General features: G+C 61.9%; 27 protein-coding genes and 1 other RNA gene. 17 read left to right on the top strand and 11 right to left on the bottom strand.

Translation table 11 applies throughout. The features are described from left to right. Positions 1–19: 19 nt before the first annotated feature. From ACF66B_RS10030 to ACF66B_RS10010, 5 genes are all read right to left on the bottom strand, one after another. Positions 20–1,825, bottom strand: coding sequence for a type I secretion system permease/ATPase (locus ACF66B_RS10030; RefSeq protein WP_111431032.1), 1,806 nt, complete (start codon positions 1,823–1,825; stop codon positions 20–22). A gap of 28 nt (positions 1,826–1,853) precedes the next feature. After that, positions 1,854–2,495 carry a hypothetical protein gene (locus tag ACF66B_RS10025; RefSeq protein ID WP_162683362.1) on the bottom strand — a complete coding sequence of 214 codons (642 nt, stop codon included), beginning with the start codon at positions 2,493–2,495 and terminating at the stop codon, positions 1,854–1,856. Between the two features lie 461 nt (positions 2,496–2,956). Next, the gene (locus ACF66B_RS10020; RefSeq protein WP_111431030.1) at positions 2,957–3,310 is read right to left on the bottom strand and encodes a hypothetical protein; all 354 of its coding nucleotides are present in this window, start codon (positions 3,308–3,310) and stop codon (positions 2,957–2,959) included. A gap of 245 nt (positions 3,311–3,555) precedes the next feature. Continuing rightward, positions 3,556–3,765: a hypothetical protein gene (locus ACF66B_RS10015; RefSeq protein ID WP_111431029.1), complete on the bottom strand. Its 210-nt coding sequence runs from the start codon at positions 3,763–3,765 to the stop codon at positions 3,556–3,558. A gap of 782 nt (positions 3,766–4,547) precedes the next feature. Beyond that, positions 4,548–5,363, bottom strand: coding sequence for a hypothetical protein (locus tag ACF66B_RS10010; RefSeq protein WP_111431028.1), 816 nt, complete (start codon positions 5,361–5,363; stop codon positions 4,548–4,550). A 244-nt stretch (positions 5,364–5,607) separates the two neighbouring features. Between ACF66B_RS10010 and ACF66B_RS10005 the strand changes: the two genes are divergently transcribed. From ACF66B_RS10005 to ACF66B_RS09960, 10 genes are all read left to right on the top strand, one after another. Continuing rightward, positions 5,608–6,141: a hypothetical protein gene (locus ACF66B_RS10005; RefSeq protein WP_162683361.1), complete on the top strand. Its 534-nt coding sequence runs from the start codon at positions 5,608–5,610 to the stop codon at positions 6,139–6,141. Beyond that, positions 6,138–6,344: a hypothetical protein gene (locus ACF66B_RS10000; protein ID WP_111431026.1), complete on the top strand. Its 207-nt coding sequence runs from the start codon at positions 6,138–6,140 to the stop codon at positions 6,342–6,344. Before ACF66B_RS10005 ends, ACF66B_RS10000 begins: the two co-directional genes overlap by 4 nt. 458 nt (positions 6,345–6,802) lie before the next feature. Next, positions 6,803–7,075 (top strand): hypothetical protein, encoded by a 273-nt coding sequence (locus ACF66B_RS09995; protein ID WP_111431025.1) that lies wholly within the window; start codon positions 6,803–6,805, stop codon positions 7,073–7,075. 88 nt (positions 7,076–7,163) lie between these two features. Further along, positions 7,164–7,415, top strand: a complete 252-nt coding sequence (locus tag ACF66B_RS09990) for a hypothetical protein (protein WP_111431024.1) — start codon at positions 7,164–7,166, stop codon at positions 7,413–7,415. Further along, positions 7,415–8,929, top strand: coding sequence for a terminase TerL endonuclease subunit (locus tag ACF66B_RS09985; protein ID WP_392662482.1), 1,515 nt, complete (start codon positions 7,415–7,417; stop codon positions 8,927–8,929). The genes ACF66B_RS09990 and ACF66B_RS09985 overlap by 1 nt, the downstream gene beginning before the upstream one ends. Further along, on the top strand, positions 8,926–9,252 hold the full coding sequence (locus ACF66B_RS09980) for an HNH endonuclease (protein WP_392662479.1): 327 nt from the start codon (positions 8,926–8,928) through the stop codon (positions 9,250–9,252). The genes ACF66B_RS09985 and ACF66B_RS09980 overlap by 4 nt, the downstream gene beginning before the upstream one ends. After that, positions 9,245–10,501 carry a phage major capsid protein gene (locus ACF66B_RS09975; protein WP_111431022.1) on the top strand — a complete coding sequence of 419 codons (1,257 nt, stop codon included), beginning with the start codon at positions 9,245–9,247 and terminating at the stop codon, positions 10,499–10,501. The genes ACF66B_RS09980 and ACF66B_RS09975 overlap by 8 nt, the downstream gene beginning before the upstream one ends. Continuing rightward, complete coding sequence (locus tag ACF66B_RS09970; protein ID WP_111431021.1) at positions 10,501–11,106, top strand: HK97 family phage prohead protease; 606 nt, start codon at positions 10,501–10,503, stop codon at positions 11,104–11,106. The genes ACF66B_RS09975 and ACF66B_RS09970 overlap by 1 nt, the downstream gene beginning before the upstream one ends. Further along, the gene (locus tag ACF66B_RS09965; RefSeq protein WP_111431020.1) at positions 11,106–11,636 is read left to right on the top strand and encodes a hypothetical protein; all 531 of its coding nucleotides are present in this window, start codon (positions 11,106–11,108) and stop codon (positions 11,634–11,636) included. Before ACF66B_RS09970 ends, ACF66B_RS09965 begins: the two co-directional genes overlap by 1 nt. Before the next feature lies 1 nt (position 11,637). Beyond that, complete coding sequence (locus ACF66B_RS09960) at positions 11,638–12,720, top strand: phage portal protein (protein WP_111431019.1); 1,083 nt, start codon at positions 11,638–11,640, stop codon at positions 12,718–12,720. Between the two features lie 22 nt (positions 12,721–12,742). Here ACF66B_RS09960 and ACF66B_RS09955 read toward each other — a convergent pair whose 3' ends face one another. Both ACF66B_RS09955 and ACF66B_RS09950 read right to left on the bottom strand, forming a co-directional pair. After that, entirely contained in the window at positions 12,743–13,276 is a 534-nt protein-coding gene (locus tag ACF66B_RS09955; protein WP_111431018.1) for a hypothetical protein, read from the bottom strand. Positions 13,277–13,585: 309 nt separating this feature from the next. Next, a complete protein-coding gene (locus ACF66B_RS09950; protein ID WP_392664851.1) occupies positions 13,586–13,789 on the bottom strand; it encodes a multiprotein-bridging factor 1 family protein in 204 nt (67 codons plus the stop codon). 107 nt (positions 13,790–13,896) lie between these two features. Between ACF66B_RS09950 and ACF66B_RS09945 the strand changes: the two genes are divergently transcribed. The 5 genes from ACF66B_RS09945 to ACF66B_RS09925 all read left to right on the top strand — a co-directional run bounded on the left by ACF66B_RS09945 (position 13,897) and on the right by ACF66B_RS09925 (position 16,489). After that, positions 13,897–14,121, top strand: a complete 225-nt coding sequence (locus ACF66B_RS09945) for a hypothetical protein (protein WP_111431016.1) — start codon at positions 13,897–13,899, stop codon at positions 14,119–14,121. Then, entirely contained in the window at positions 14,118–14,399 is a 282-nt protein-coding gene (locus ACF66B_RS09940) for a hypothetical protein (protein WP_111431015.1), read from the top strand. The genes ACF66B_RS09945 and ACF66B_RS09940 overlap by 4 nt, the downstream gene beginning before the upstream one ends. 102 nt (positions 14,400–14,501) lie before the next feature. After that, complete coding sequence (locus tag ACF66B_RS09935) at positions 14,502–15,188, top strand: hypothetical protein (protein WP_111431014.1); 687 nt, start codon at positions 14,502–14,504, stop codon at positions 15,186–15,188. After that, a complete protein-coding gene (locus tag ACF66B_RS09930) occupies positions 15,181–15,420 on the top strand; it encodes a transcriptional regulator (RefSeq protein ID WP_111431013.1) in 240 nt (79 codons plus the stop codon). Before ACF66B_RS09935 ends, ACF66B_RS09930 begins: the two co-directional genes overlap by 8 nt. Beyond that, positions 15,413–16,489, top strand: a complete 1,077-nt coding sequence (locus tag ACF66B_RS09925; RefSeq protein WP_111431012.1) for an integrase — start codon at positions 15,413–15,415, stop codon at positions 16,487–16,489. Before ACF66B_RS09930 ends, ACF66B_RS09925 begins: the two co-directional genes overlap by 8 nt. Before the next feature lie 33 nt (positions 16,490–16,522). On the opposite strand, the gene ssrA is transcribed toward ACF66B_RS09925, so the two are convergent. The 3 genes from ssrA to ACF66B_RS09910 all read right to left on the bottom strand — a co-directional run bounded on the left by ssrA (position 16,523) and on the right by ACF66B_RS09910 (position 18,037). Next, positions 16,523–16,878, bottom strand: a transfer-messenger RNA (tmRNA) gene (ssrA, locus tag ACF66B_RS09920). Between the two features lie 26 nt (positions 16,879–16,904). Beyond that, positions 16,905–17,603, bottom strand: a complete 699-nt coding sequence (locus tag ACF66B_RS09915) for a DUF1194 domain-containing protein (protein ID WP_111431011.1) — start codon at positions 17,601–17,603, stop codon at positions 16,905–16,907. Between the two features lie 5 nt (positions 17,604–17,608). Continuing rightward, positions 17,609–18,037, bottom strand: a complete 429-nt coding sequence (locus ACF66B_RS09910) for a VOC family protein (RefSeq protein WP_392662473.1) — start codon at positions 18,035–18,037, stop codon at positions 17,609–17,611. A 76-nt stretch (positions 18,038–18,113) separates the two neighbouring features. Between ACF66B_RS09910 and thyX the strand changes: the two genes are divergently transcribed. Then, entirely contained in the window at positions 18,114–19,022 is a 909-nt protein-coding gene (thyX, locus tag ACF66B_RS09905) for an FAD-dependent thymidylate synthase (RefSeq protein WP_111431010.1), read from the top strand. Positions 19,023–19,025: 3 nt separating this feature from the next. On the opposite strand, the gene ACF66B_RS09900 is transcribed toward thyX, so the two are convergent. Beyond that, on the bottom strand, positions 19,026–19,484 hold the full coding sequence (locus ACF66B_RS09900; RefSeq protein WP_111431009.1) for a hypothetical protein: 459 nt from the start codon (positions 19,482–19,484) through the stop codon (positions 19,026–19,028). 357 nt (positions 19,485–19,841) lie between these two features. Between ACF66B_RS09900 and ACF66B_RS09895 the strand changes: the two genes are divergently transcribed. Continuing rightward, complete coding sequence (locus tag ACF66B_RS09895; RefSeq protein WP_111431008.1) at positions 19,842–20,273, top strand: Fur family transcriptional regulator; 432 nt, start codon at positions 19,842–19,844, stop codon at positions 20,271–20,273. Positions 20,274–20,288: the final 15 nt, after the last annotated feature.

Genomic DNA, 20,288 nt, shown 5'->3' with positions numbered 1-20,288 from the left:
TCCCCAACCCTTTCAGCGGTCAGCGTGTCGATTCAGAAGCGCGCAGGTGGGACGGCTTGCCGGAAGCGTCGCCCGTGGCCTCCTTCTGGCCTTCCTTCGGCGCATCGTCCTGGTCCGGCGATGCGTTGATGCGGGCCGCCTCGCGCATGTGTTCGAGGACCTCGTTGCGCGGTCCGAACGCCTGGACCTCGCCGTCACTCAGGAGCAGGATCTTGTCCGCCTGTGCGATGGTCGAGGGCCGGTGGCCGACGATGAGCAGCGTGCAGCCGCGCTTCTTCAGCTCGAGGATGGATTCGGCGAGGGCTGCCTCACCGGCCTGATCGAGATTGGCGTTCGGTTCGTCGAGCACGATGAGCGGTGGTGTCCCGAACACGGCACGCGCCAGGCCCAGCCGCTGCCGCTGGCCGCCGGACAGGCCGATGCCGCCCTCGCCAAGCGCGGTCTCGTAACCATTCGGCAGCTTGGCGATCATCTCGTGAGCATGGGCGAGCTGCGCGGCTTCCACCACCAGCTCATCGGCGGAATCCTGCATGCGCGAGATATTCTCCCGCACCGTGCCCTCGAAGAGGCCGCCGTCCTGCGGCAAGAAGCCGATGTTCGGGCCGAGCTCCTCGGGGTTCCAGAGGCTCATGTCGACACCATCGAGACGGATCGTGCCCTCTTCCTTCGCCGCAATGCCGACGATCGCCTTGCAGAGCGTGGATTTGCCTGCGGCAGAGGGGCCGATGACCGCGATCGCTTCCCCGGCGCCGACGTCGAAGGAGACGTCGTCGAGGACGAGCCGATCGCCGACAACGACCATCAGGTGCTCGATCTCAAGGCCTCCCTTCGGCTTCGGCATGGTGACGCGGCGCGGCAGGGGCGGGAAGGCATCGGCATGCTCGGAGAGGCGGCGATACGCGTTGCGCGCGCTGTCGAAGCTCTTCCAGGTCCCGATCGCCTGATCGACCGGCGCAAGTGCGCGGCCGAGCATGATCGAACCCGCGATCATCATGCCCGCGGTCATCTCGCCACGGATCACCAGATAGGCGCCGAGGCCGAGGATGGCGCTCTGCAGAAAGGAGCGGCAGAACTTCACCGCGGTGCCAAGCACGCCGCCGCGCTGGTTCATCCGGAGGAGCTCGACCTCGGCTTCACCATTGAGGGCCTGCCAGCGGTTCTTGAGCGCGGGCAGCATTCCCATCGCCGAGACCGGTTCGGCGTTGCGGATCGTGGCGGAGGCCGTGGTGTAGGTGCGGCTCTGCAGTTCTTCGGCGCGCTGGAGTGGCGCGCGCGTCAACATGGCATTGATGATGCTGAGCGAGAGCAGCAGAAGCGCCGAGCAGAGCGCGAAGATCCCGAGCCAGGGGTGCAGCGCCCAGATGATGATGATGAAGATCGGGGTCCAGGGCGCGTCGAACAGCGCGTTCATGCCCTGCGTCGCGATGAAGGACTGGACCTTCTCGAGGTCATTGAAGGCGCGCGCACCGACCTGCTTGCCTTCCAGACGCGCGCGTACGCCGTATTCGAGATAGTGCGGCCCGACATTGCGGGTGAGCCAGGCGCCGAGCCGCACCGTGATCCCTGTGCGCAGGCCGTCGAGCGCGGCCCAGGCCCCGAAGGCCGCCGCGAGCATCACCGTCAGAAGGATCAGGGTCTCGACCTTGTAGCTGCCGAGAACCCTGTCGTAGATCTGCAGCATGTAGATCGGACCGGCGAGCACCAGCAAATTCATGCACAGGCTGAACAGCGCCACGGTTCCAAATGCGCCCCGCGTCTGATGGACGGCCTGTTTCAGGATGTTGACGTCTCCCGGGTGGGCTGAACTGCTGCCATGGCGGTACATCCGGCGTGACTCCTAGGCTGATCGTTGATCAGAGATCGAAGTGATCTCCGGCGGGATGAAGGTTCTGGATGTCGATCGCGAGTTCGGCGACCTTCTCGCCCGTTTTCGGGGAGTTGAACGACATCTTGATGAGCTTGTCCGTGTCATCCACCGTGCCGAGGTACCCCCAGGCCAGCTTCCCCTCGGCGTCGAGGCACTTCACAAGCTTGAGATCCTTGGCGAAGGCGGGCTTGAGCTTGGCGTTCAGGGTGAGCCCCTTGAGGTCAAGGTCGAAGCGGACATCGAGGTCCTTGGCCTCCTTGCCCGTGAGAAGTGGGGCCTTGCGGGGTATCCCTCTGGCGCCACTGATGCAGATCAGGAACTCGATGTCGTCCCCGTCCTTCGCATTGCCCATCCAGTCGCCGATCCCGACCTCGATCTTGTGCTTGTCGACCTTGCTGGCCTTGCCGACCGTCGACATGGTCTTGATCGAGACGCTGTGCGCGCCCGGTGCGGAAGAGGTGGAATCGGTATGTGTCGAGAGGTCGACCTTGACCTTGTCGCTGGCGAGGCCGGTCTTTCTGGCGTTCAGCTCGAGACCCACGCTCTGAGGACCGGCGGGCCTGGTTGTGCCCGAGTGATCGCCGTCGATAATGACGACGGAAGATGAACTGGAGTTTATCGAAACCATTTTGAGGCCCCCACAAGCCTGTGAAATCCGCCCCTGCGCAGGAGCGTCAGGTCTTCAGCGTGCTATAGGGCCGCGGGCCGGACAAGCTGACCTCAAGGTGAGGTTGTACCCCGAAAGAGTTATACGCGGCGGCTGGAGTCACCTCCCTGGTGGCGCAGGTGGGGGCGAATCTCTCCATGCGGAGACTGAGCACCGGTGCAGGAGGGTGAGGGCGATGGAAGAGCGCGCGGTCTGCGGCGGGGCCGGAGCATGTCGGGCAGGAGACGCCTTGCAACGCGCGGGAGGAAGCCGGAACCGGTGGTGCCCCCTCCCGTGCAGGCCTGAAGGGGCCGACGGGCGACGCAATCTTGGGGGCACGGACCGGCTCGTTCCTCGCGCCGGGGCCGGGGTGTTCCCGGCGCGCTACGCTTCATCTGTGCGGCAGACGAGGTGCCGCGGCAGAGATCCTGATTGCTGCGCGCCTAGCAGATATCGGAGACGTGCGAGTCGTGGGCGTCTTTCGGGCAGTGATCGAGTGCCAGTCGGGATGTGAAGTCCGGGCGGCCCTCCCAGATATCATGCCCGGAACCGCAACCGTAATCGGAGCCGTGATCGGGCACATGGGGCATCTTGTCGTTGAAATAGGAGCCCCAGTCCTTCTGCTTGTGGGCGGCAAGGAGGGCGGAGATGTCCAGGCCGTGATCTCCGGCGTTGCCCTTGTCGAACGAGGGCTTGTCGTGGGAGCCGTCGGTCATCTTGACATAGGTCCCCGTGACGACCTTCTTCATGTCTGGGCCGGTCGTGAATTTCTTGGTCTGCTTGGTTATCAGCGTCATGGCAGAGCTCCCGTTTCTGTTGGTGTCCCGTTCGGACGGCGACTATCGCAAAGGTTGCGCCTTCTCGCCTCGCTCGGCAAGTACACCTCAAGTATAATTTCGGAAGTAATGGATGTATCTTGCGATTTATACAATCAATTTTCTTGGATTTTGTCGTCTTCCGCAAGCGAAATAGGCCCCGCCGAATGCTCGGACGGGGCCAGGGTAGGGCAGGCTACAATATAGCCGATACCCTGAAAATTTCGTCAGATGACGACGATCGCAGTGTTGGACTGGTCGATGCAGATATCTGCAGACTTGTGAGGGGCTGCGACGACAGCATCGTTGTCCTGATCGATGCTTACCTTGGAGTCCCGGCCCGCGTAGACTTCGGCCCAGTTGTCCTGGTCAATGTCGACCTTGACCTTTTCCTTGTGCTTGAAGTCGAATTTTTTCTTCCCGCGATATTTGCCCATGGTAAAATCTCCTGATTTCGCTTTTCACCACCCCACCGGGGCAACACCAATGTTTTCAAGACGGGCCGATTTTTCCAAGCACGCAAAGGTAGATAAGACTTTCTGTTTACCATGTTTCGGTGTTCGGATGTCCGTCCTTCGGATTGCTGTCCTCCGTGTTGATCAGGTGTACAGCCATCTTGGCATGCGCACGCGGAAGTGCCCGTCTGCGCCGTTCGGTGGATCATATGCACCATGGCGCGCGTCGCCCGCTTCCCTCCCGGAGGAGGTGGCAATTCGCGTGATCGGCCTACGCCTTCTTGCTGATGCGCGCGGCGTCGAGATGGCGCGCGCGGTGCGTGTGGGCGCGCGGCGCTGGCGCCGAGATCTTGGCGGGACGTGCGGCGAGAATCGGTGGAGGCAGCCGCAAGGCGCGTCATGACGTTGCTGCCACCCGGCACGCCGACGGCCTTCGGCAAGGCGCTGTTCTCAAACGAAGCGTGCGGAAAAACCGACTGTCGTGACGGGGCCGGTCTGCAGGCCGGTCCTCTGGAAGATGCTGCTCTTGAGGGCTATGCCGTGCGAGCGCCTCTCCTGCACACCGTGCGGGACTGCGTCTCGGCTGGAGGTGGCAGGAGGCGCGGTTCGGATGGGGGCGCCGGGTCCATGGCCTGAAAACGAAGACGGACCAGACCGGCGTGGTCTGGTCCGAGCCTTGCGCCAGGACTGGAGTGTGAAGGCCGGTTCGCTTCGCCGGTTGCGGTGATCTGTGCGGGAATACGCCGGCCGGCTACGCCTTTCGTCTAGCTGGCGATCGCGTCGGCCTCGGCGACTGCCTTGACCGTGTCATCCATGGCCAGCGCCTTCACCCCCGAGTGCACCTGCGCATAATTGTCGGCTTCGACATGCACGTCGGTGGTGGCGTTGATCTTGTGGCTGTCGCCGATCTCCTTCTTCATCCGGCCGTAGAAGCTGTGATGCTTGGTGAAGACGAGATTCTTGTCGAAGACACCCTCCCAGTCGATCGCGACGAGGCATTCGACGGCCTTCTCGAAATTGCTTCCCTTGGCGTAGAAGGAGACAATCTCGCCGGTATCCACGCCTTTGACCGAGGAGAAGGTGTTCACATAGGTCTTGCTGTCGTCGCCATTGGCGGCCGCAAAGGATTCGGCGGTGCCGACAACCAGCTTGGCGCCATGCTTGGCATAGCTGCTGGCGTCGATGTCGAAGACGCCGAGCTTCACGTGGGCATTTGCCTGGGCCGCAGTGCCGGTGGCTTCTGCTGCCGCCTCGACCGTGACGCTCACCGGCTGGACGTCGGGCTTCACCCAGCTCCCGATCTTGGCCTCGATGCTGTAGACATACTTTTCGACGATATTGATCGCCTTCTCGACTGAAGCATCCGAGAACTTGCCCCACTTCAGTGTGCTGGCCACCGCCTTCTGGCAGTTCAGCATCAGCTTGGTCAGCGCCTGACCGCCGTTGTGGTAGTCACCGTGGTCGCCGTCCTTGTCGGTCCCGGGGCCAAACCCCCCTTTGTCATTGTGGCCGGAGTCTTTGAACTTCTTGTCGGAATTTGAATATTTCTTTTTGCTATTCTTGGAGCCTCTGTATGCCATCGTCCTTATCCCTCAAGAAAAGATGCCAGAATTTCCAATCATATTGGGCCCCAATGGGTCGGTAAATTAACGTGATGATACTGCTCGCACCGCGATCTAACGCCGCCGATTGATGCGGTGTCGCTTCCGCATAATCCAGAAGTATCATTTCAACAGAATCCTGCCGCGGCGTCACGCTCCGGCGCGGGGCAATATCTGGCGAACAGGGCGCGGGACCGACGATTGTCTCGGCCGCCGCGGCAGCGTGCTCGAACAGGATGGGCATGTCTTGGGAAAGTGCAGGCTTCTACGTGATCCTGCATTTATCTCACAATATCAATGCGATGCGCTTTTCAGCGGCGACCTGAACGGATGCGAACAAGTCGGGAACGGAGCGGCAACTTGTAAAGCGCACCCGGGCATTGCCCAAGAAGAAAACCCCGGCGCGCTGGCGGGCGCAACCGGGGCGGATCAGAAGAAAGCACTCAACTCTCTCGGCGAAGTCTATCCGACCGCGACTGTCGATGCAATCTCGCGGATGCGCCCTGCCATCGAGGCGTTCAATGCCCTGAGCGCCGAGGATCAGCTAATTCTGGCTGATGCGATTGAGCGGAAGTTCTCGGCCGGTGCGCCAATTCCGGCCTTCGATGAAGTTATCGCCGAGGCCCGGCTTTGGGCGTCCTGGGCCAGCCTCGCCGAACTGCGGGCATATCTTCTGGCCTCTTGGGAAGCCCTGCCGGATCTGAACCGTTCGAAGTTCCTCGCCTTCGCCGACAATGATCGGAGGGCGGCGGCATGACCTTCACAATCGAGGAACTCACCGATTTCTGGATGCCCAAAGTTGCCCGAGCCGGGAACGGATGGGCGTCGGGCTTTGCGCGCTCAATCATCCGCCAGTCCAAGCGGCCTGCGTGGGAACCATCCAGGAAGCAACTCGCGATGATGCGGCGGCTCGTCTCCGAGATGACCGCGCATGAAGATTTCGAACTGATCGAAAACTGATTTCACCCTCGCCTCCGTGCCTCGGGCGCGGTGCGGGGGCATCGATTCACCGGAGCATACCGGCACGACCGGGCACATCCTTTCAGCCGCCCTAGCCTCTGACCGTTGAGCGAAATCAGCGGGCTATGACGATCCGGGGAATGACACCCGACCCGAGAGGAAGCGGCTCCTGCTGGCTCTTCTCAGAAACGCGACACGAAACCCGCGCGGCATTGACCGGGGGCGAGACACCGGGACGACTCCCAGGACTCGTTTGGGTGAGATCCCCAAGGGAAGGCGGTTGGCCCCCGATATCAGGCATCGCGTGGATACGGATCGAGGCAGCGCAGGGCCTTCTCTCAGGAAGTGGGGGGAAGGAGCGGGTGCAGGAGTGTGCTTAATGCGAATAGGTAAGTTAAGTAGACCTTAGTATTAGGCATGTGATATAGGTAAAGCAAGCTGACCTAATGAGGATCAGGATGAACAAGATCAAAATCGTAGGCGTAACCACCGCATATGCCGAGGCGTGGGAAGACGGATCGCGGCTCGTCGGCCATGTCGATGTGCTGACCGGCGGCATTCTCATGCAGGGGTGCATTGTCATCGAGCGGCCGAATGGCAGCCACATCTGCATCCCGCCACGTGTGCCGGGCAACCGTGGACAGAACCGCGCGCTCAAGTTCGTGAGCCGAGACCTGAAGGATGCGATCACGAGCGCCGCTGTCGCCGCACTGGAACGCCTCGATGGGTGATCTGGTCCCAATGCCCCAGAATGTTGACGGGGGAGGTGTCGCGGAGCGGGCTTCTTCTCTCTCGCTGTGACAGTCGAAAGGAACGAAAATGGCAATCTATACGAACGACCCCTGCGGCCCCGCATCCGGTGTGGCCATTATTTCCCCCAATGACGTTGCCGACATCGCAGCGCCGGTGCGCGCCTTTCTGGTGAACGAGAATGGCGACGTGACCGTCACGATGATTGACGGCTCTGTGGCGACGCTTTTCGGTCTCACCGCCGGGACGGTCTACCCGTTCAGAATTCGAAAGCTGCACGCGACGGGCACGACCGTAACCGGACTCGTCGGGATGCTGTGATGAAACCAGCGACCGCCGCGATCCGCTTCATGGAAAGCCTCAAGATCCCGGAAGGCCCTCTTGCGGGCCAGCCGGTGAAGCTTGCGCCGTTTCAGAAACAGTTCGTTCGTGGCGCGCTGGCTCCCGAGGTGCAGGTTGCGGTTCTCTCGATCGGCCGGGGCAACGCGAAGACGGCACTGTCGGCAGGCGTAGCTCTTGGGGCGCTGCTTGGCGAATTCGACCGGCAGCCTCGGCGGGAGATCCTGATTGCGGCAAGGACGCGCGATCAGGCCCGCATTGCGTGGGATTTTGTCGCCGGATTCGCGCACTCTTTGCCTGACGAGAAGCAGGAGCTTCTGACCTTCCGGCGCTCGCCGCGCCTTGAAATCGAATACCAGGGCGATGGGGGCGGGCATTTCGTCCGAGCCATCGCGGCGGATGGCAAGTCGATCCTCGGCAGCGCGCCAACGCTCGTTCTCATGGACGAACGCGGGCACTGGCCGCTCGACAAGGGGAACGACCTCGAACACGCGCTTCTGTCCGGTCTCGGCAAGCGGGGCGGCAAAGCGCTGATTATTTCGACCTCGGCGGCGGATGATGCGCACCCCTTCTCGCGCTGGATCGATGATCCGCAGCCCGGAACCTATGTGCAGGAACACCGGCCCCCGCCCGGCCTTCCGGCCGATGACCGCGAAAGCCTGCTGATCGCCAATCCGGGCGCAAAGCACGGCATCGGGGCATCGCTGGAATGGCTGGAAGCAAGCGCGCGGCGGGCCATCGCGCGGGGCGGCTCCACGCTGACGAGTTTCCGGCTCTACAATCGGAATGAGCGTGTCTCCGGTGAAAGCCGCGATGTGCTCTTGACCGTTGACGAATGGATGGCCTGCCAGACCGACGAATTGCCGCCGCGCGCTGGGCCGGTGGTGATCGGCGTCGACCTGGGCGGCTCTGCCAGCATGACAGCGGCGGCGTTCTACTGGCCCGAATCCGGCCGTCTGGAATGTCTTGGCACTTTCCCCTCGATGCCGTCGCTTCTCGACCGGGGGCAGAACGACGGCGTTTCCGACCGTTACGTCACGATGCAGGACCGGGGCGAGTTGTCCGTTCTGGGCGAAAAGACCGTTCCCGTCGCGCCTTGGCTTGTCCAGGTGATGCGGCAGGTCGAGGGCGAGCAGATCGCGGCCTTGACCGCCGACCGCTACAAGCAAGCCGAGCTTGGCGAGGCGATCGACAAGGCGGGCATTCGCTGTCCGATCGTCTGGCGCGGGCAAGGATTCCGGGACGGCGGCGAGGATGTGGAGCGGTTCCGGCGGGCCTGTTTCGACGGCAAGGTGAGGTCACGGCCAAGCCTTCTCATGTCGTCGGCTTTCGCGGATGCGGTCTGCCTGCGCGATCCGGCGAACAATCTGAAACTTGCCAAGGCCCGCAGCACGGGCCGCATTGACGCGGCTTCCGCAACCGTCCTGGCCGTGGCCGAGGGCGCGCGGATGACGGCCCGGCCCGAGAAGAAATCGCGGGGTGCGGTATGGGTATGAAATGGCATCGCCCGTCTTCCGCAGTGCATCGCGACAAGCGCTGGCCCGCGTTGCGCCTGATGGCGAAGCGGCGGGACCACTTCCGCTGCGTCAAATGCTTCGGGCGCGGCAGACTTGAGGTCGATCACATCAAGCCGGTGCGCACGCATCCCGAACTGTCGTTCGATCTGAACAACTTGCAGACGCTTTGCGGGCGCTGCCACGGGGCGAAGACCCGCAAGGAAGTGGGCTTGCCCGAACTCTCCGAAGACCGCCGCGCATGGCGGGACCACGTGCAGGCAATCGCACGAAACCATCGAGCAAAAAGGAACGAAGATGCTTGATTCAGTGAAAATCTCCCGCCGCCAGTCCGAGATCCGGCAGGCGCTTGCGGGGCTGGTCGGGAAGGACAAGCCGACCGACGATGAAACCCGCCAGATGGATGAATTCGACCGCGAATACCGGTCGAACGAAACCCGATACCGCGCCGCGCTGATCGCCGAGGACGACGAGCGCCGGGAGGCGAAGGGCGAGCTTGAGACGCGTTCCGATCGCGAATGGTCCGAGATCATGGCGGGATTTGAGATGCGACAGGTCGCACTGGCGCTTGACGAAGGGCGGCAGATGGATGGCCGCACCGCTGAAATCGTCTCCGAGCTTCGCAGCCATGGCGGCTATCGCGGCGTGCCGGTGCCTTGGGAGGCTTTGGAGATCCGTGCTGGCGAGACGGTCTCGACCGCGACCCCGGCACCGCTCCGAACCGCGCCTATCATGGAGCGCTTGTTCGCATCGTCTGTTGCCGCGCGCATGGGCGGGCAGATGGTCAACATCGGTGTGGGTGAAATTGAGTATCCGGTGTCTACCTCTCAGGTGACGACCGGCTGGGCGGCGAGCGAGGGCGGCAGCGTTGGTTCTCCCACGGCTTATGAGACGACAGATCGTCCGATGAAGCCGGATCACACGCTGGGCGTTCAGATGAAGATCACTCGCAAGGCGCTCAAGCAGTCGGGGGCCGGGCTTGAACAGGCTGTCCGACGCGACATGAACGGCGCCATCGAGGAAGCGCTGGACAAGGCTGTATTTCTCGGCTCCGGGGCATCCGGCGAGCCGACCGGCATTTTTGCCGGTGCCGCTGCTTGGGGCATCGTCTCGACGGCAGTCGGCGACGTGGCGACTTGGGCAACGATCCGCGAGGAAGTGAAGGAGTTCATGCTCGGGAACGCGGCGAACAGCACGAGCGCTGTCCGGGCCATGTTCCGGCCCGAGGTCTGGAACACAATGGACGATTCCATTTGGGATGCGGGCTCCGGCATCACCGAGTGGGACAGGATGGAGAGCAAACTCGCGGCTGCCGTCCTGACGAACAACGCGCTCGCGGCTCCGACTGGCTCGCCTGCCGCATCGAGTGCCGTCCTGACGACGAGTGCGGGCGGGGTTCCGCCTTTCTTCGTTGGCACCTGGGGCGCGGTCGATCTGATTCGGGACCCCTACGCGGACGCAGCGCAGGGCGGGCTGCGGCTCACGGCGTTGGCGACAATGGACGTGACGGTCTCGCGCGCGGTCCAGACCCGCATCCTGACCGGAATTCAATAATGGATCACGGGGTTCATCTTGGGAGCCTTGAAATCCGGGACTCCGGGGACGGCTCGCGCCGTCTCCGGGGCCGCTTCCCCTATGGTAAGCGGGCGGTCATCTCTGACGGCGGAAGGCGCGGAAGGCCCCAGAAGGAGGAGTTCGCTCCGAAGGCGTTCGCCTATCGTGTCGAGAAACCCGACGAGGAAATTCACCTTCTACTTGGGCATTCCTACGACCAGCCGCTTGCGAGCAAGCTGAACGACACGCTGATCCTTGAGGATACCCCGGAGGCACTGAAATTCGAGGCCATCATACTTCCGCCGGTCCAGCGAACGACTTTCTGGATGAATTTCTGGGCCGGATTTCAGGCGGGGCTGATCGTCGGGCTTTCGCCGGGCTTTCGCCTGCCGCCGGAACGCGCCGTTCCCGCCGAGGAGGCCGAGCAGATCGAGGAGGAAGATCCCGAGGAAGGCGACGCGCTGATTCGGACGATTTTTCAAGCGCTTCTGTTCGAAATCTCTCTGGTGACGCGCCCGGCCTATTCCGAAACCGAAGTCGAGGCCCGGAGCCTGATCATGCCGCCGAGGCCGCAGTTTCGTGCCCTTGATCGCTGGAGGCTTTAATGGTCGCGACACTTCATGAAGTCGAAGCGGAACCGGCGGATTGGCCAGCCTCCCCGGCACTGGAACCGGCCGAAGCCGCACTCGATCCGGCGTTCATCTGGCAGCGCATCGAGGCTTGGGTGTCACACCGGTGGACGCCGCGCGAAGTCGTCTGGATTGTCGAGGGACCGGGCGAATGGGTGCCGCGTCTCACACCGGCCGTGATTGAATCGGTCGAGGTCTGGAGCGACGGCTGGCAGGCGGTGGCGCTCGATGCCTCGCCCCTCGGCGGTTACGCTTTGCCCGGCGAAGGGCCGTATCGCTTCACGGCGACGGCTGGCGGCGGCACGGTCCCGGCGGCGGTGAACGAGGCGTTTCGGCGGCTGGCCGAATACTTCGCCGGGCACGATGGGCGATGGAGTGGTGCGACCTCCGAAGTGGAGGAGATCGGCGAGATCAAGACGAGTTCCGAGCGTTCCGTGACCTGGCTCGCGCGGGCGATGGCTTACAGCGGCGCGGCCGATCTTCTGCGACCCTATCGGAGGCTATGACATGGGATTGATTCAGCGAATCTTCGGGAAATCGGAACCGATAGAGAAAAGGGCCAGTGCTTCCGGGTTCACGGCGGAAATCGTCGCGGCGCGGGAGAGTTACATCTCGGGTTCGCGCGGCATCGCCGAACTGACTGCGACGGCGCAGACGTGCATCTCGCTCTGGGAAAACGGGCTCTCGCTCGCGGACGTTTCCGGCACCGATCTGCTCGACCGCCGGTCTCTCGCGCTTCTGGGGCGCTCTGTGGCTCTGCGGGGTGAGGCGTTGTTTCTGATCGGGGACATGGGGCTTGTGCCGTGCAGCGATTGGGATCTTACGACGCGCAACGGCATCCCGCGCGCCTATCGCCTTTCCATCTCCGAGTCTGGCGGCGGGCGCTCGCAAACCGCTTTGGCAGCCGAAGTCATTCACCTGCGCGTCGGCTGCGACGTGGCGGCACCCTACTACGGCACCGCGCCGCTCAAGCGGGCCAGCCTGACGGCCGGGTTGCTGCAGGCGGTGGAATCTGCCTTGGCCGAAGTCTACGAGTTTGCCCCGCTCGGATCGCAGATCGTCCCGTTCCCGGAGAGCGCGGAGACCGACATGGAAAAGCTCGGCCGGGGCTTCCGTGGAAAACGTGGCCGCGTCATGTTGCGGGAGAGCGTGTCTGTTTCAGCGGCGGGCGGGCCGCAGCCCAACGCCGACTGGCGCCCTTCGGACGTGTCGCCGGACCTGTCCAAAAGCATGTCGCTGGAAGCCCTTGCCGCGGCGCGCGACGCGATTGCGGGTTCCTTCGGCGTCTTGCCGGGCCTTCTCAATCCGGCGACCACCGGCCCTATGGTGCGCGAGGCACAACGGCATCTCGCCCAATGGCAACTCCAGCCGATTGCAGCGATCCTTGCCGAGGAGGCATCCCGCAAGCTCGGAACGCGGGTGCAGATTGACACGATGCGGCCCTTGCAGGCGTTCGACGCGGGCGGGCGAGCACGGGCAATGGCGGGAATCATCCAGGCGATGGCTCAGGCGAAGGAATCTGGTGTCGACCCGGCTGCTGCACTGAAACTGGTAGACTGGACTTCTGACGGAATGAGCGATCAGACCTAAAATGATCCCGTAGCTTAACGGGTCACTTTGGACTGACCAGATCAAGAAATTCCCCCGGATCGGCGAGGAAGTGGGGGATGCACGCTTCATTCAAAGCCGCTTCCTCTGGATCTCTTGCTGCCAAACTCAAACATGCGTTGCGTTGGAACAGGAGAAATGACCGACGCTGTTCCTCTTGTCTCTCCGCCATTTCCTCGGCAAGTGCCCGCTGTTCGTGAGCCAACATACCAGCCGCACGCTGATCAATGTCGGATTGCCGCTTGAATTTGTAGTCGGAGGGATCGAAGAAGTAACTATCATCACGATAGCTGGCAGCCATGCAGGCTACACCATCGGTTGACATGAATTGTTCAAATTCTTGGTCCACCGGATATGGGAGGTCTGCGAGGGCGTTGAGCATTTGCCCTGCCACCTGAACCTTACGAGTACGCAGACATTCCTCAACAAGACTAGTGATGTTCTGCAGTTCTGGCTCATGAACTTCCGCTGCTCGGGCCACATCAACGGCGGCCATAGCAGCAAGGACCGCAATCCCTATCTTAATGGCGAAGATCATCTAACGGGCATCCAAGGTGGCTAATATTTTTTCGTTCAAGCGCTCGTGCAGACGATGCAGGCGGTCGAGAGAGGGAACGCGCTTCGACGCCTAAGAAATATTCTAAATGTTTAGCTCTCTTCTGGTAGTCTTCCCTGGCACTTTTTCCGGATTAGATCTGTAATTCCATTGTAAAGCCTGCGAGCAATCGCTTAAAATTTCAAGAAATTCCACTCTATTTTTTGATGTTACTCTTGAATGTTTGTCGGCGTTCCAGATGCTTTCAGCAATTTGCAGGGCGACTTGGTAAAGTGATCTTTCGGACATTTTTCACCTGTTCTTGAGTCGAATGCCTGGCCCGCCGCCGTTGGGATCAATAAATATTACTCCTGCGACCTCCAATGCCGATCGGATTGTCGCGACGGTGCCTTCCTTTAGTATATCGCCTCGCTCAAAACGTGCAATCGTGTTGGGCGAAACTTGCGCGAGTTCGGCGAGTTCGCGGACGCCTAGACCAAGAGCGCTCCGCGCCATTTTGCACTGAATCGGCTGCATTGGTAACATGGTTACTTTTCTGTTGCTCATTTCGTTTCGAGTGGTATAGTAACACAGTTACTAAAAATCTCACAAGGAGCAATGCAATGGCAGCCAAGACCGGATTGCCCGCGCCGCAAGATCACTTTGCCAGAATGCAGACTATCGCCCTGCGTCTTGAGATGATGCTGTCCGCCGCGAACATACTGCAGAACGAAACATGCAACCTGGGCGAGGCCATCGCGATCACCGAAGTCGCGGAGGAACTCGCCCGTGAGCTGAATGCCGGACTAGATTCAAGCCGACTTTCCAGACTTGAGGGCGTGGCATGATCCCGGATCACATTCGAAAAAACTACGAAGCGACCGATGAGAAATTAGGTCGGATCGCGATGCTCCTGCGGGGTGCGTCTTCGCTCATACAGCTCGAAAACCGCCGTAACGAGGCAGATCTCTTGATCGATCTCGCCTTGGAGGCGATGGAGGAAGCGGAAAAGCTCCGTTATTTAGAATGGGTTGGCCTCGGCGGGAAATGTCTTGACCTGCCGCCGGACGAGATCGCCAAAGCGCGCGGGGAGGAGCTTGTGCGCCCGGTGGTTGCCGAGCAGTAGCGAATATTTGGCAGACTGATCACCATTTGGATTGAGAGTCTCACATTCTACTTGCAACGCACCGTGGATTGTGGGAGTTTCATTCCAATTGGAGTGAGGCCGATGCGAGCAAAAGAACTGGTCCCAATTCTGGCGGAGATCTATGGCGTCCCGTTTGAGACGGCGTTCATGATCGACCGTTCGCTATCCGAAGCTGGGCTGCGCGCAAAAGGCCGAGGCCGGAGCCTTCCTGAGATGACACGCCGCGAGGCAATCATTTTCCTCGTTGCCTGCATGATCACGCTCAAGGCCACAAGAGCTGGGCAGGAGGTCCAGTCTTGGTTGTCCGCGGATGGCTGGATCAACGACGAAATCGATCTGGGGGTGGAAGCGCCACAGGAGATGATTGGCGAGGATAAGGCCAAGGGTCCGACCATCCGAAATTATCATATGCGAGAGGTAGTCCAACGTCTCAATTATCAACCAAAAGACGGTGACGGCTTGCCCACATACATCAACATGATCGACTGCCTTGTGGCGGTCTGCGACATGCTGGAAGCCAATCACCTAACCGGCGAGGCACTAAAATTCGAGATCAGCGTTTCGCACGGCTGGGCTGCAGTCTCGGTCAATGAGCGGTTCTCCGGGGGATACTCCGAAATCCGCTTCCAAAGTGAAGCCGGGGCGGATGATCCGATTTCCTTTGAGACGCAAATCAGCAAGTCAGCCGTGGTCTACGGTAACGCGCTTCTGGCGCTGGCGGTCCGCACCGCCCCCGAGTTGAAAGGCAAAAGGAGTGACAATGGGTAAGCGTGTCATTCTTGGCGACCGTCCACCGTCCTACGTTTCCAAGGCTACGTTGGCGGCAGAACTCGACATGAGCGAATCCACAGTGGATTCCTATGTCCAGCGCGGTTTGCTGCCAAAGCCGTTCAAGTGGGGCGGTTCCGTCCGCTGGTGCTGGGCTGATGTGGCTGCTTGTCTCAACGCGCAGGCGGGCAGTGGCAACGATCAATTCATGGCGGGGCTGGATAATGTCTAAGGTGTCCTTGCCGCGCCACGTGCATCGCGTCGCCTCTCGTGGCCGCGAATACTTCTACTATCAGGAGGGAAGGGGAACCGCGCAAGCGGGCGAGCGTATCCGCCTTCCTGATGATCCTCAGACGCCGGAATTCTGGAACGCCGTCCGGCAGGCGCAGGGCACGTTCGGCCCAACGCCGACTGATACGGTTGGCGCGCTGATTGATGCGTTTGAGGTCTCTTGGGAAACCCGTCAACGGAAGATCACCAAGGGCACGCAGGACCATTATCGGCGCTATCTCAAGCCCCCGCGCAAGGCATGGGGCGATTTGCCCGCGCGAGAACTGCGACCGCGCCATGTGGATGCGCTCGTTCGCAAGATCGGGGCTGAGAAGCCGGGGGCTGCGAACAACGTTCTGGATGCCCTCAAGGCGCTGGTCGCTTGGGCGAATGGGCCAGTGGAGCTTCTGACGCATGATCCGACGCAGGGGGTAGAGAGATTTGCGAAGGGCGAGGGGCACCACCCTTGGACGCCTGAACAGCTTGCCCATGCGGAACAGACTTTCACCGGCATGGTGCGGCGCTTCTACTTCCTGAGCCGCTACACGGGTCAGCGGATCAGCGATGTGGTGCGGCTAAACCCCACGCACGAAGACGAGGGCGGTTTCAGCTTGTCGCAAAAGAAAACCGGGGTGAAGCCGTGGTGCCCGATCTTCCCGGAGCTTGAGGCGGAAATGGCGAAATGGGAGCGCAGGCCCGGTCCATATCTCATCCAGGAGGAAGGAAAGGGCAAGGGTAAGCCATTCAGCACCAACCAGATGTGGAAAATTTTTGACCGCGAGCGACAGAAGCACCCAATACTTGCGGGTGCGGTGCCACACGGGTTGCGCGCCAATGCTGTCATCCGCTTGCGGGGCGCTGGTTACTCGGCGCTGCAAATCTCCGACATGGTGGGGATGTCTGTGGAGATGGTGGAACACTATTGCCGACATGCCGACCGGAAGGCCAGCGGGCAGGCGGTGCTGAGGGAGTTGCGTGAACGAAGCGACGACACGACTGTAAAACACTGGAAAAGTGGAAAGCAAAAATGAAGGAAAAACAGGTTCTTATGGCTCAGAAAAGGGAGTGCAGGCTTCTGTTGCCAGGTGCCTGCGAACCCCGCCAGAACCTGCTAGGATCCTGGACTTCAGAAGTCGGTCTTTGTCACTGCATTACGCAGCGACGCGAACCGGAGCGTAGTTGTCGTTGGCAACTATACTATGTGAACCGATAACGGTGGTATCTCACCGAGCGAAAGCCAACCCCTTTAGACGTCCGTCGATCCTGTTTCGGCCCCTTGTATCCCCCAACGAGGGTATTCTGGTGGAGCCGCCGGGTACCGCCCCCGGGTCCGATCCGCTTATTACGGGCGCGTTTATCGCCATAGTCCCGTTTCCGGGACACGAGGAATATAATACGTTCCACCGGCGGTTTGAAGGGGGCATCCGCCAAAGCCGGCAAGTGCCTTCAGGGGCCATCGGCCGGGAGGGCGAAGCTCAGCGCACTCACCCCCACCTCCCGCACCAGCTTGCGGCGCATCGCGCGTTCGAAGTCGGCATGATCCTCGGCGAGCTCCACGAAGGCGCCGGGCCCCTGGATCACGAACTGATCGTAGTAGATCGCCAGCACGTCCCGGTTGTGCCCGATCACCAACCCGTTCACCGTCACGTCGCGCAGCATCGGCAGGGTGTGGATGTCGCCAGGCCAGACGCCGTCGTTGTTGGTGCCGTCCCCCGAAATGTCGAGCTTGCGCTCGAGGCAGTCGGGCCCGACATCGAGCAGCCGGCCGCCGAAGGCCATCGCCGCGCCGATTGCGGTCGGGAGGTTTGCATGAGTCCGCGGCATGGCGGCAAGTCCGACGGCAATGGCCTTGAGATCCTCTGGCTCCTCGATGACCCGCCAGTTCTGCCGCACCAGCTGCTGGTGCCGACCGCTCCATTCATAGACGAGGAGCGCCACCGGCTGGCCCGGCACGGCAAAGAATGCACGCACGACCTCGGGGGCGGTCAGCGCTGCCGCCAGCCCCTGCTTCTGCAGCGCGTATTCGAACGAGTCCACCGAGGAGGAGACATCGAGGGCGAGGGCGAGCGCGAGGCGGCACCCGGCCGCCTCCGCCTTCAGGGGCAGCAGGGCGAGGAACGCCAACGCGAGAGACCGCCGCCCCATGCCACTCACCAGCTTCCGGTGTTTTCCATGCTCGCCCAGGGCTCGGCCTCGGGCAACGCCTCGCCGATCTGCAGCAGCTCGATCGAGATGCCGTCGGGCGAGCGCACGAAGGCCATGTGCCCGTCGCGCGGCGGCCGGTTGATCGTCACGCCCGCCTCCTGAAGCTTCTCGCACATCTTGTAGATGTTCTCGACGCCGTAGGCGAGATGACCGAAGTTCCGCCCGCCGGTATAGGTCTCGTCGCTGTCCCAGTTGTAGGTGAGTTCGACCGCGGCCTCCTCCTGGCCGGGAGGGGCGAGAAAGACGAGCGTGAACTTGCCCTTCTCGTTGTCGATACGCCGCACCTGCGTTAACCCGAGCAGATCGCAGTAGAAGCGCTTCGACTCCTCCAGGTCGGTCACCCGCACCATCGTATGGAGGTATTTGATCTTCATGTTGCGTCTCCTGCTGTATTCCATTCTATATGTAGACGAAACGAATCCCGATCCGGATCGTCCAAGAGGTTAACATATGTCGCTCAGTGCAGAACAAAAGGCTGAGATCGCAGCCCAGCGTGAGACGGCGCGGGAAACCCTGCGCGCCACCGCACCCGGAATCGAGCAGCATCTCCACACGGCGATCCCGGTTCTCGACCATGGTTTCGTGCGCGTCGTGGACTACATGGGCGACGATGCGGCAATCGTTCAGGCCGCACGGGTCTCCTATGGCGCCGGCACGAAGAAGGCCCGCGACGATTCCGGCCTCATCCGCTATCTCATGCGCCACTGGCACTCGACCCCGTTCGAGATGTGCGAGATCAAGCTGCATGTGAAGCTGCCGGTCTTCGTGGCGCGGCAGTGGATCCGCCACCGCACCGCCAACGTGAACGAATATTCCGCGCGCTATTCGATCCTCGATCGCGAGTTCTACATCCCGGCACCGGAACAGCTTGCCGCACAATCCTCGACCAACAACCAGGGCCGCGGCGAGATCCTCGCCCCGGAGGAGGCTGCGCGCGTGCTCGACATCCTGCGCTCCGATGCGGGGCGCGCCTACGATCATTACGAGACGATGCTCTCGACCGAGGGCAAGCAGGGCCTCGCCCGTGAGCTCGCCCGCGTGAACCTGCCCGCCAACATCTACACCCAGTGGTATTGGAAGGTGGACCTTCACAACCTCTTCCACTTCCTGCGCCTGCGCGCCGACCCGCACGCGCAATACGAGATCCGCGTCTATGCGCAGGCGATCTGCGAGGTGGTGAAGGATTGGGTGCCAGCCGCCTATGCCGCCTTCGAGGATTACCGCCTCAACGCCGTTGCCTTCTCCGGCAAGGGCATGGACTGCCTCCGCCGGATGCTTGCGGGCGAAACCGTGACCCAGGAAGACAGCGGCATGAGCAAGGGCGAATGGCGGGAGTTCGAGGCAAGCCTCGCCCGCTGACGGTCAGTCCGCGATACCGGTCAGCGCCTTGAGCCGCGTGTGATCGACGTGAGATACGAAGTCCAGCATGTAGCTGTTCACCTGCGGATCGCCGGTGAGCCCGCGCCCCGCGACCGATCCGAAGGTCGTGAAGGCCGTTTCCAGCGCGCCGGGGCCTTCGAAACGGAAAGCGTCCTGCATTTCCCCGTGGCAGGTCTCAAAGGCAAGCTTCTCGAAAAGGCGTGCCATTTTCTCGCTCACCTCGTTCGCCGTCTCCGGCGGCACCTGCGCAAGCTCGCCCACGGCGGGATTCTGCAGATAGGCCGTCACCACCCAGCGGATCAGCGTCAGCCGGTCGGCATCCGTGGCGCTGGCAACGATGCACTCGCTGAGCCTGTTCTGGTAGGGGCCGGCTTCTGACGGCGCGGAGGCGGGTATCTGCACCGCAATGGCGGCCACGAGTGTCACGAAAAATCGGGTCATCTCAAATCTCCCAGTCAATGTCTCTGGGATCACCGATGATGGATGAACAAACCGTTAACACCCGACCGCGCCGGTCAACCATTCCACGGCGCGCCAGGAACACCATCTGGAGCGAGGCGAAATCGCGCGACTCCGATGCCACGGCACGAACGCGCAGAGGCCAATGAGGCGCTGCCTTGGGGTGAACCTAGGGGCGTTCGTCCCGGGGGCGCAGTGGCCGAGGCGTTTCACGAGGCACCCGACGTGCGGCAGCAGGCTCGTCCGTCCCGGACCTTTTGCACCCGCCCGGCGTTTGGCGTAAAGTTCCTCCCGCTGCGTGAGGCCGCGCGGCGGGAGACGTGAGGAGACCTGCGCGCGATGACCAAGCCTGCCCGTGAAAGCCTCGCCGATCTCTGCCGTGAACAGGGGGTAAGGCTCACCGGCCCGCGCAAGGTGATCATGCAGGTGCTCTCGGAGGCGACCGATCATCCGGATGTCGAGGAGCTGCACCGGCGGGTGAGCGCGATCGATCCCGGCATCGCGATTGCCACGGTCTACCGGACGATGAACCTGCTCGAGCAGAACGGGCTCGTCGAGAAACACACCTTCGCCGACGGGCGGGCCCGCTACGAGGCAATCGGCCGCGGCCATCACGACCATTTCATCAATATCGAGACCGGCGAGGTGGTCGAGTTCCGCTCCGACGAGATCGAGCGCATCCAGACCGAGATCGCCCGCCGCTACGGCTTCGCGATCGTCGATCATCGGCTCGAGATCTACGTCCGCCCGCTCCCGAAACGCCCGGCCTGAGGCGCGCGGGCGGCC

This window comes from Amaricoccus sp. B4 (genome assembly GCF_043226085.1).
Lineage (GTDB): Bacteria > Pseudomonadota > Alphaproteobacteria > Rhodobacterales > Rhodobacteraceae > Amaricoccus.
This window is presented reverse-complemented; position numbering and strand designations above follow the sequence as displayed.

Coding starts and splice junctions, on each gene's coding strand:
- ACF66B_RS10030 (WP_111431032.1), bottom strand. CDS start 1,825: ATGTACCGCCATGGCAGCAGTTCAGCCCACCCGGGAGACGTCAACATC.
- ACF66B_RS10025 (WP_162683362.1), bottom strand. CDS start 2,495: ATGGTTTCGATAAACTCCAGTTCATCTTCCGTCGTCATTATCGACGGC.
- ACF66B_RS10020 (WP_111431030.1), bottom strand. CDS start 3,310: ATGACGCTGATAACCAAGCAGACCAAGAAATTCACGACCGGCCCAGAC.
- ACF66B_RS10015 (WP_111431029.1), bottom strand. CDS start 3,765: ATGGGCAAATATCGCGGGAAGAAAAAATTCGACTTCAAGCACAAGGAA.
- ACF66B_RS10010 (WP_111431028.1), bottom strand. CDS start 5,363: ATGGCATACAGAGGCTCCAAGAATAGCAAAAAGAAATATTCAAATTCC.
- ACF66B_RS10000 (WP_111431026.1), top strand. CDS start 6,138: ATGACCTTCACAATCGAGGAACTCACCGATTTCTGGATGCCCAAAGTT.
- ACF66B_RS09995 (WP_111431025.1), top strand. CDS start 6,803: ATGAACAAGATCAAAATCGTAGGCGTAACCACCGCATATGCCGAGGCG.
- ACF66B_RS09990 (WP_111431024.1), top strand. CDS start 7,164: ATGGCAATCTATACGAACGACCCCTGCGGCCCCGCATCCGGTGTGGCC.
- ACF66B_RS09985 (WP_392662482.1), top strand. CDS start 7,415: ATGAAACCAGCGACCGCCGCGATCCGCTTCATGGAAAGCCTCAAGATC.
- ACF66B_RS09980 (WP_392662479.1), top strand. CDS start 8,926: ATGAAATGGCATCGCCCGTCTTCCGCAGTGCATCGCGACAAGCGCTGG.
- ACF66B_RS09975 (WP_111431022.1), top strand. CDS start 9,245: ATGCTTGATTCAGTGAAAATCTCCCGCCGCCAGTCCGAGATCCGGCAG.
- ACF66B_RS09970 (WP_111431021.1), top strand. CDS start 10,501: ATGGATCACGGGGTTCATCTTGGGAGCCTTGAAATCCGGGACTCCGGG.
- ACF66B_RS09965 (WP_111431020.1), top strand. CDS start 11,106: ATGGTCGCGACACTTCATGAAGTCGAAGCGGAACCGGCGGATTGGCCA.
- ACF66B_RS09960 (WP_111431019.1), top strand. CDS start 11,638: ATGGGATTGATTCAGCGAATCTTCGGGAAATCGGAACCGATAGAGAAA.
- ACF66B_RS09955 (WP_111431018.1), bottom strand. CDS start 13,276: ATGATCTTCGCCATTAAGATAGGGATTGCGGTCCTTGCTGCTATGGCC.
- ACF66B_RS09950 (WP_392664851.1), bottom strand. CDS start 13,789: ATGGCGCGGAGCGCTCTTGGTCTAGGCGTCCGCGAACTCGCCGAACTC.
- ACF66B_RS09945 (WP_111431016.1), top strand. CDS start 13,897: ATGGCAGCCAAGACCGGATTGCCCGCGCCGCAAGATCACTTTGCCAGA.
- ACF66B_RS09940 (WP_111431015.1), top strand. CDS start 14,118: ATGATCCCGGATCACATTCGAAAAAACTACGAAGCGACCGATGAGAAA.
- ACF66B_RS09935 (WP_111431014.1), top strand. CDS start 14,502: ATGCGAGCAAAAGAACTGGTCCCAATTCTGGCGGAGATCTATGGCGTC.
- ACF66B_RS09930 (WP_111431013.1), top strand. CDS start 15,181: ATGGGTAAGCGTGTCATTCTTGGCGACCGTCCACCGTCCTACGTTTCC.
- ACF66B_RS09925 (WP_111431012.1), top strand. CDS start 15,413: ATGTCTAAGGTGTCCTTGCCGCGCCACGTGCATCGCGTCGCCTCTCGT.
- ACF66B_RS09915 (WP_111431011.1), bottom strand. CDS start 17,603: ATGGGGCGGCGGTCTCTCGCGTTGGCGTTCCTCGCCCTGCTGCCCCTG.
- ACF66B_RS09910 (WP_392662473.1), bottom strand. CDS start 18,037: ATGAAGATCAAATACCTCCATACGATGGTGCGGGTGACCGACCTGGAG.
- thyX (WP_111431010.1), top strand. CDS start 18,114: ATGTCGCTCAGTGCAGAACAAAAGGCTGAGATCGCAGCCCAGCGTGAG.
- ACF66B_RS09900 (WP_111431009.1), bottom strand. CDS start 19,484: ATGACCCGATTTTTCGTGACACTCGTGGCCGCCATTGCGGTGCAGATA.
- ACF66B_RS09895 (WP_111431008.1), top strand. CDS start 19,842: ATGACCAAGCCTGCCCGTGAAAGCCTCGCCGATCTCTGCCGTGAACAG.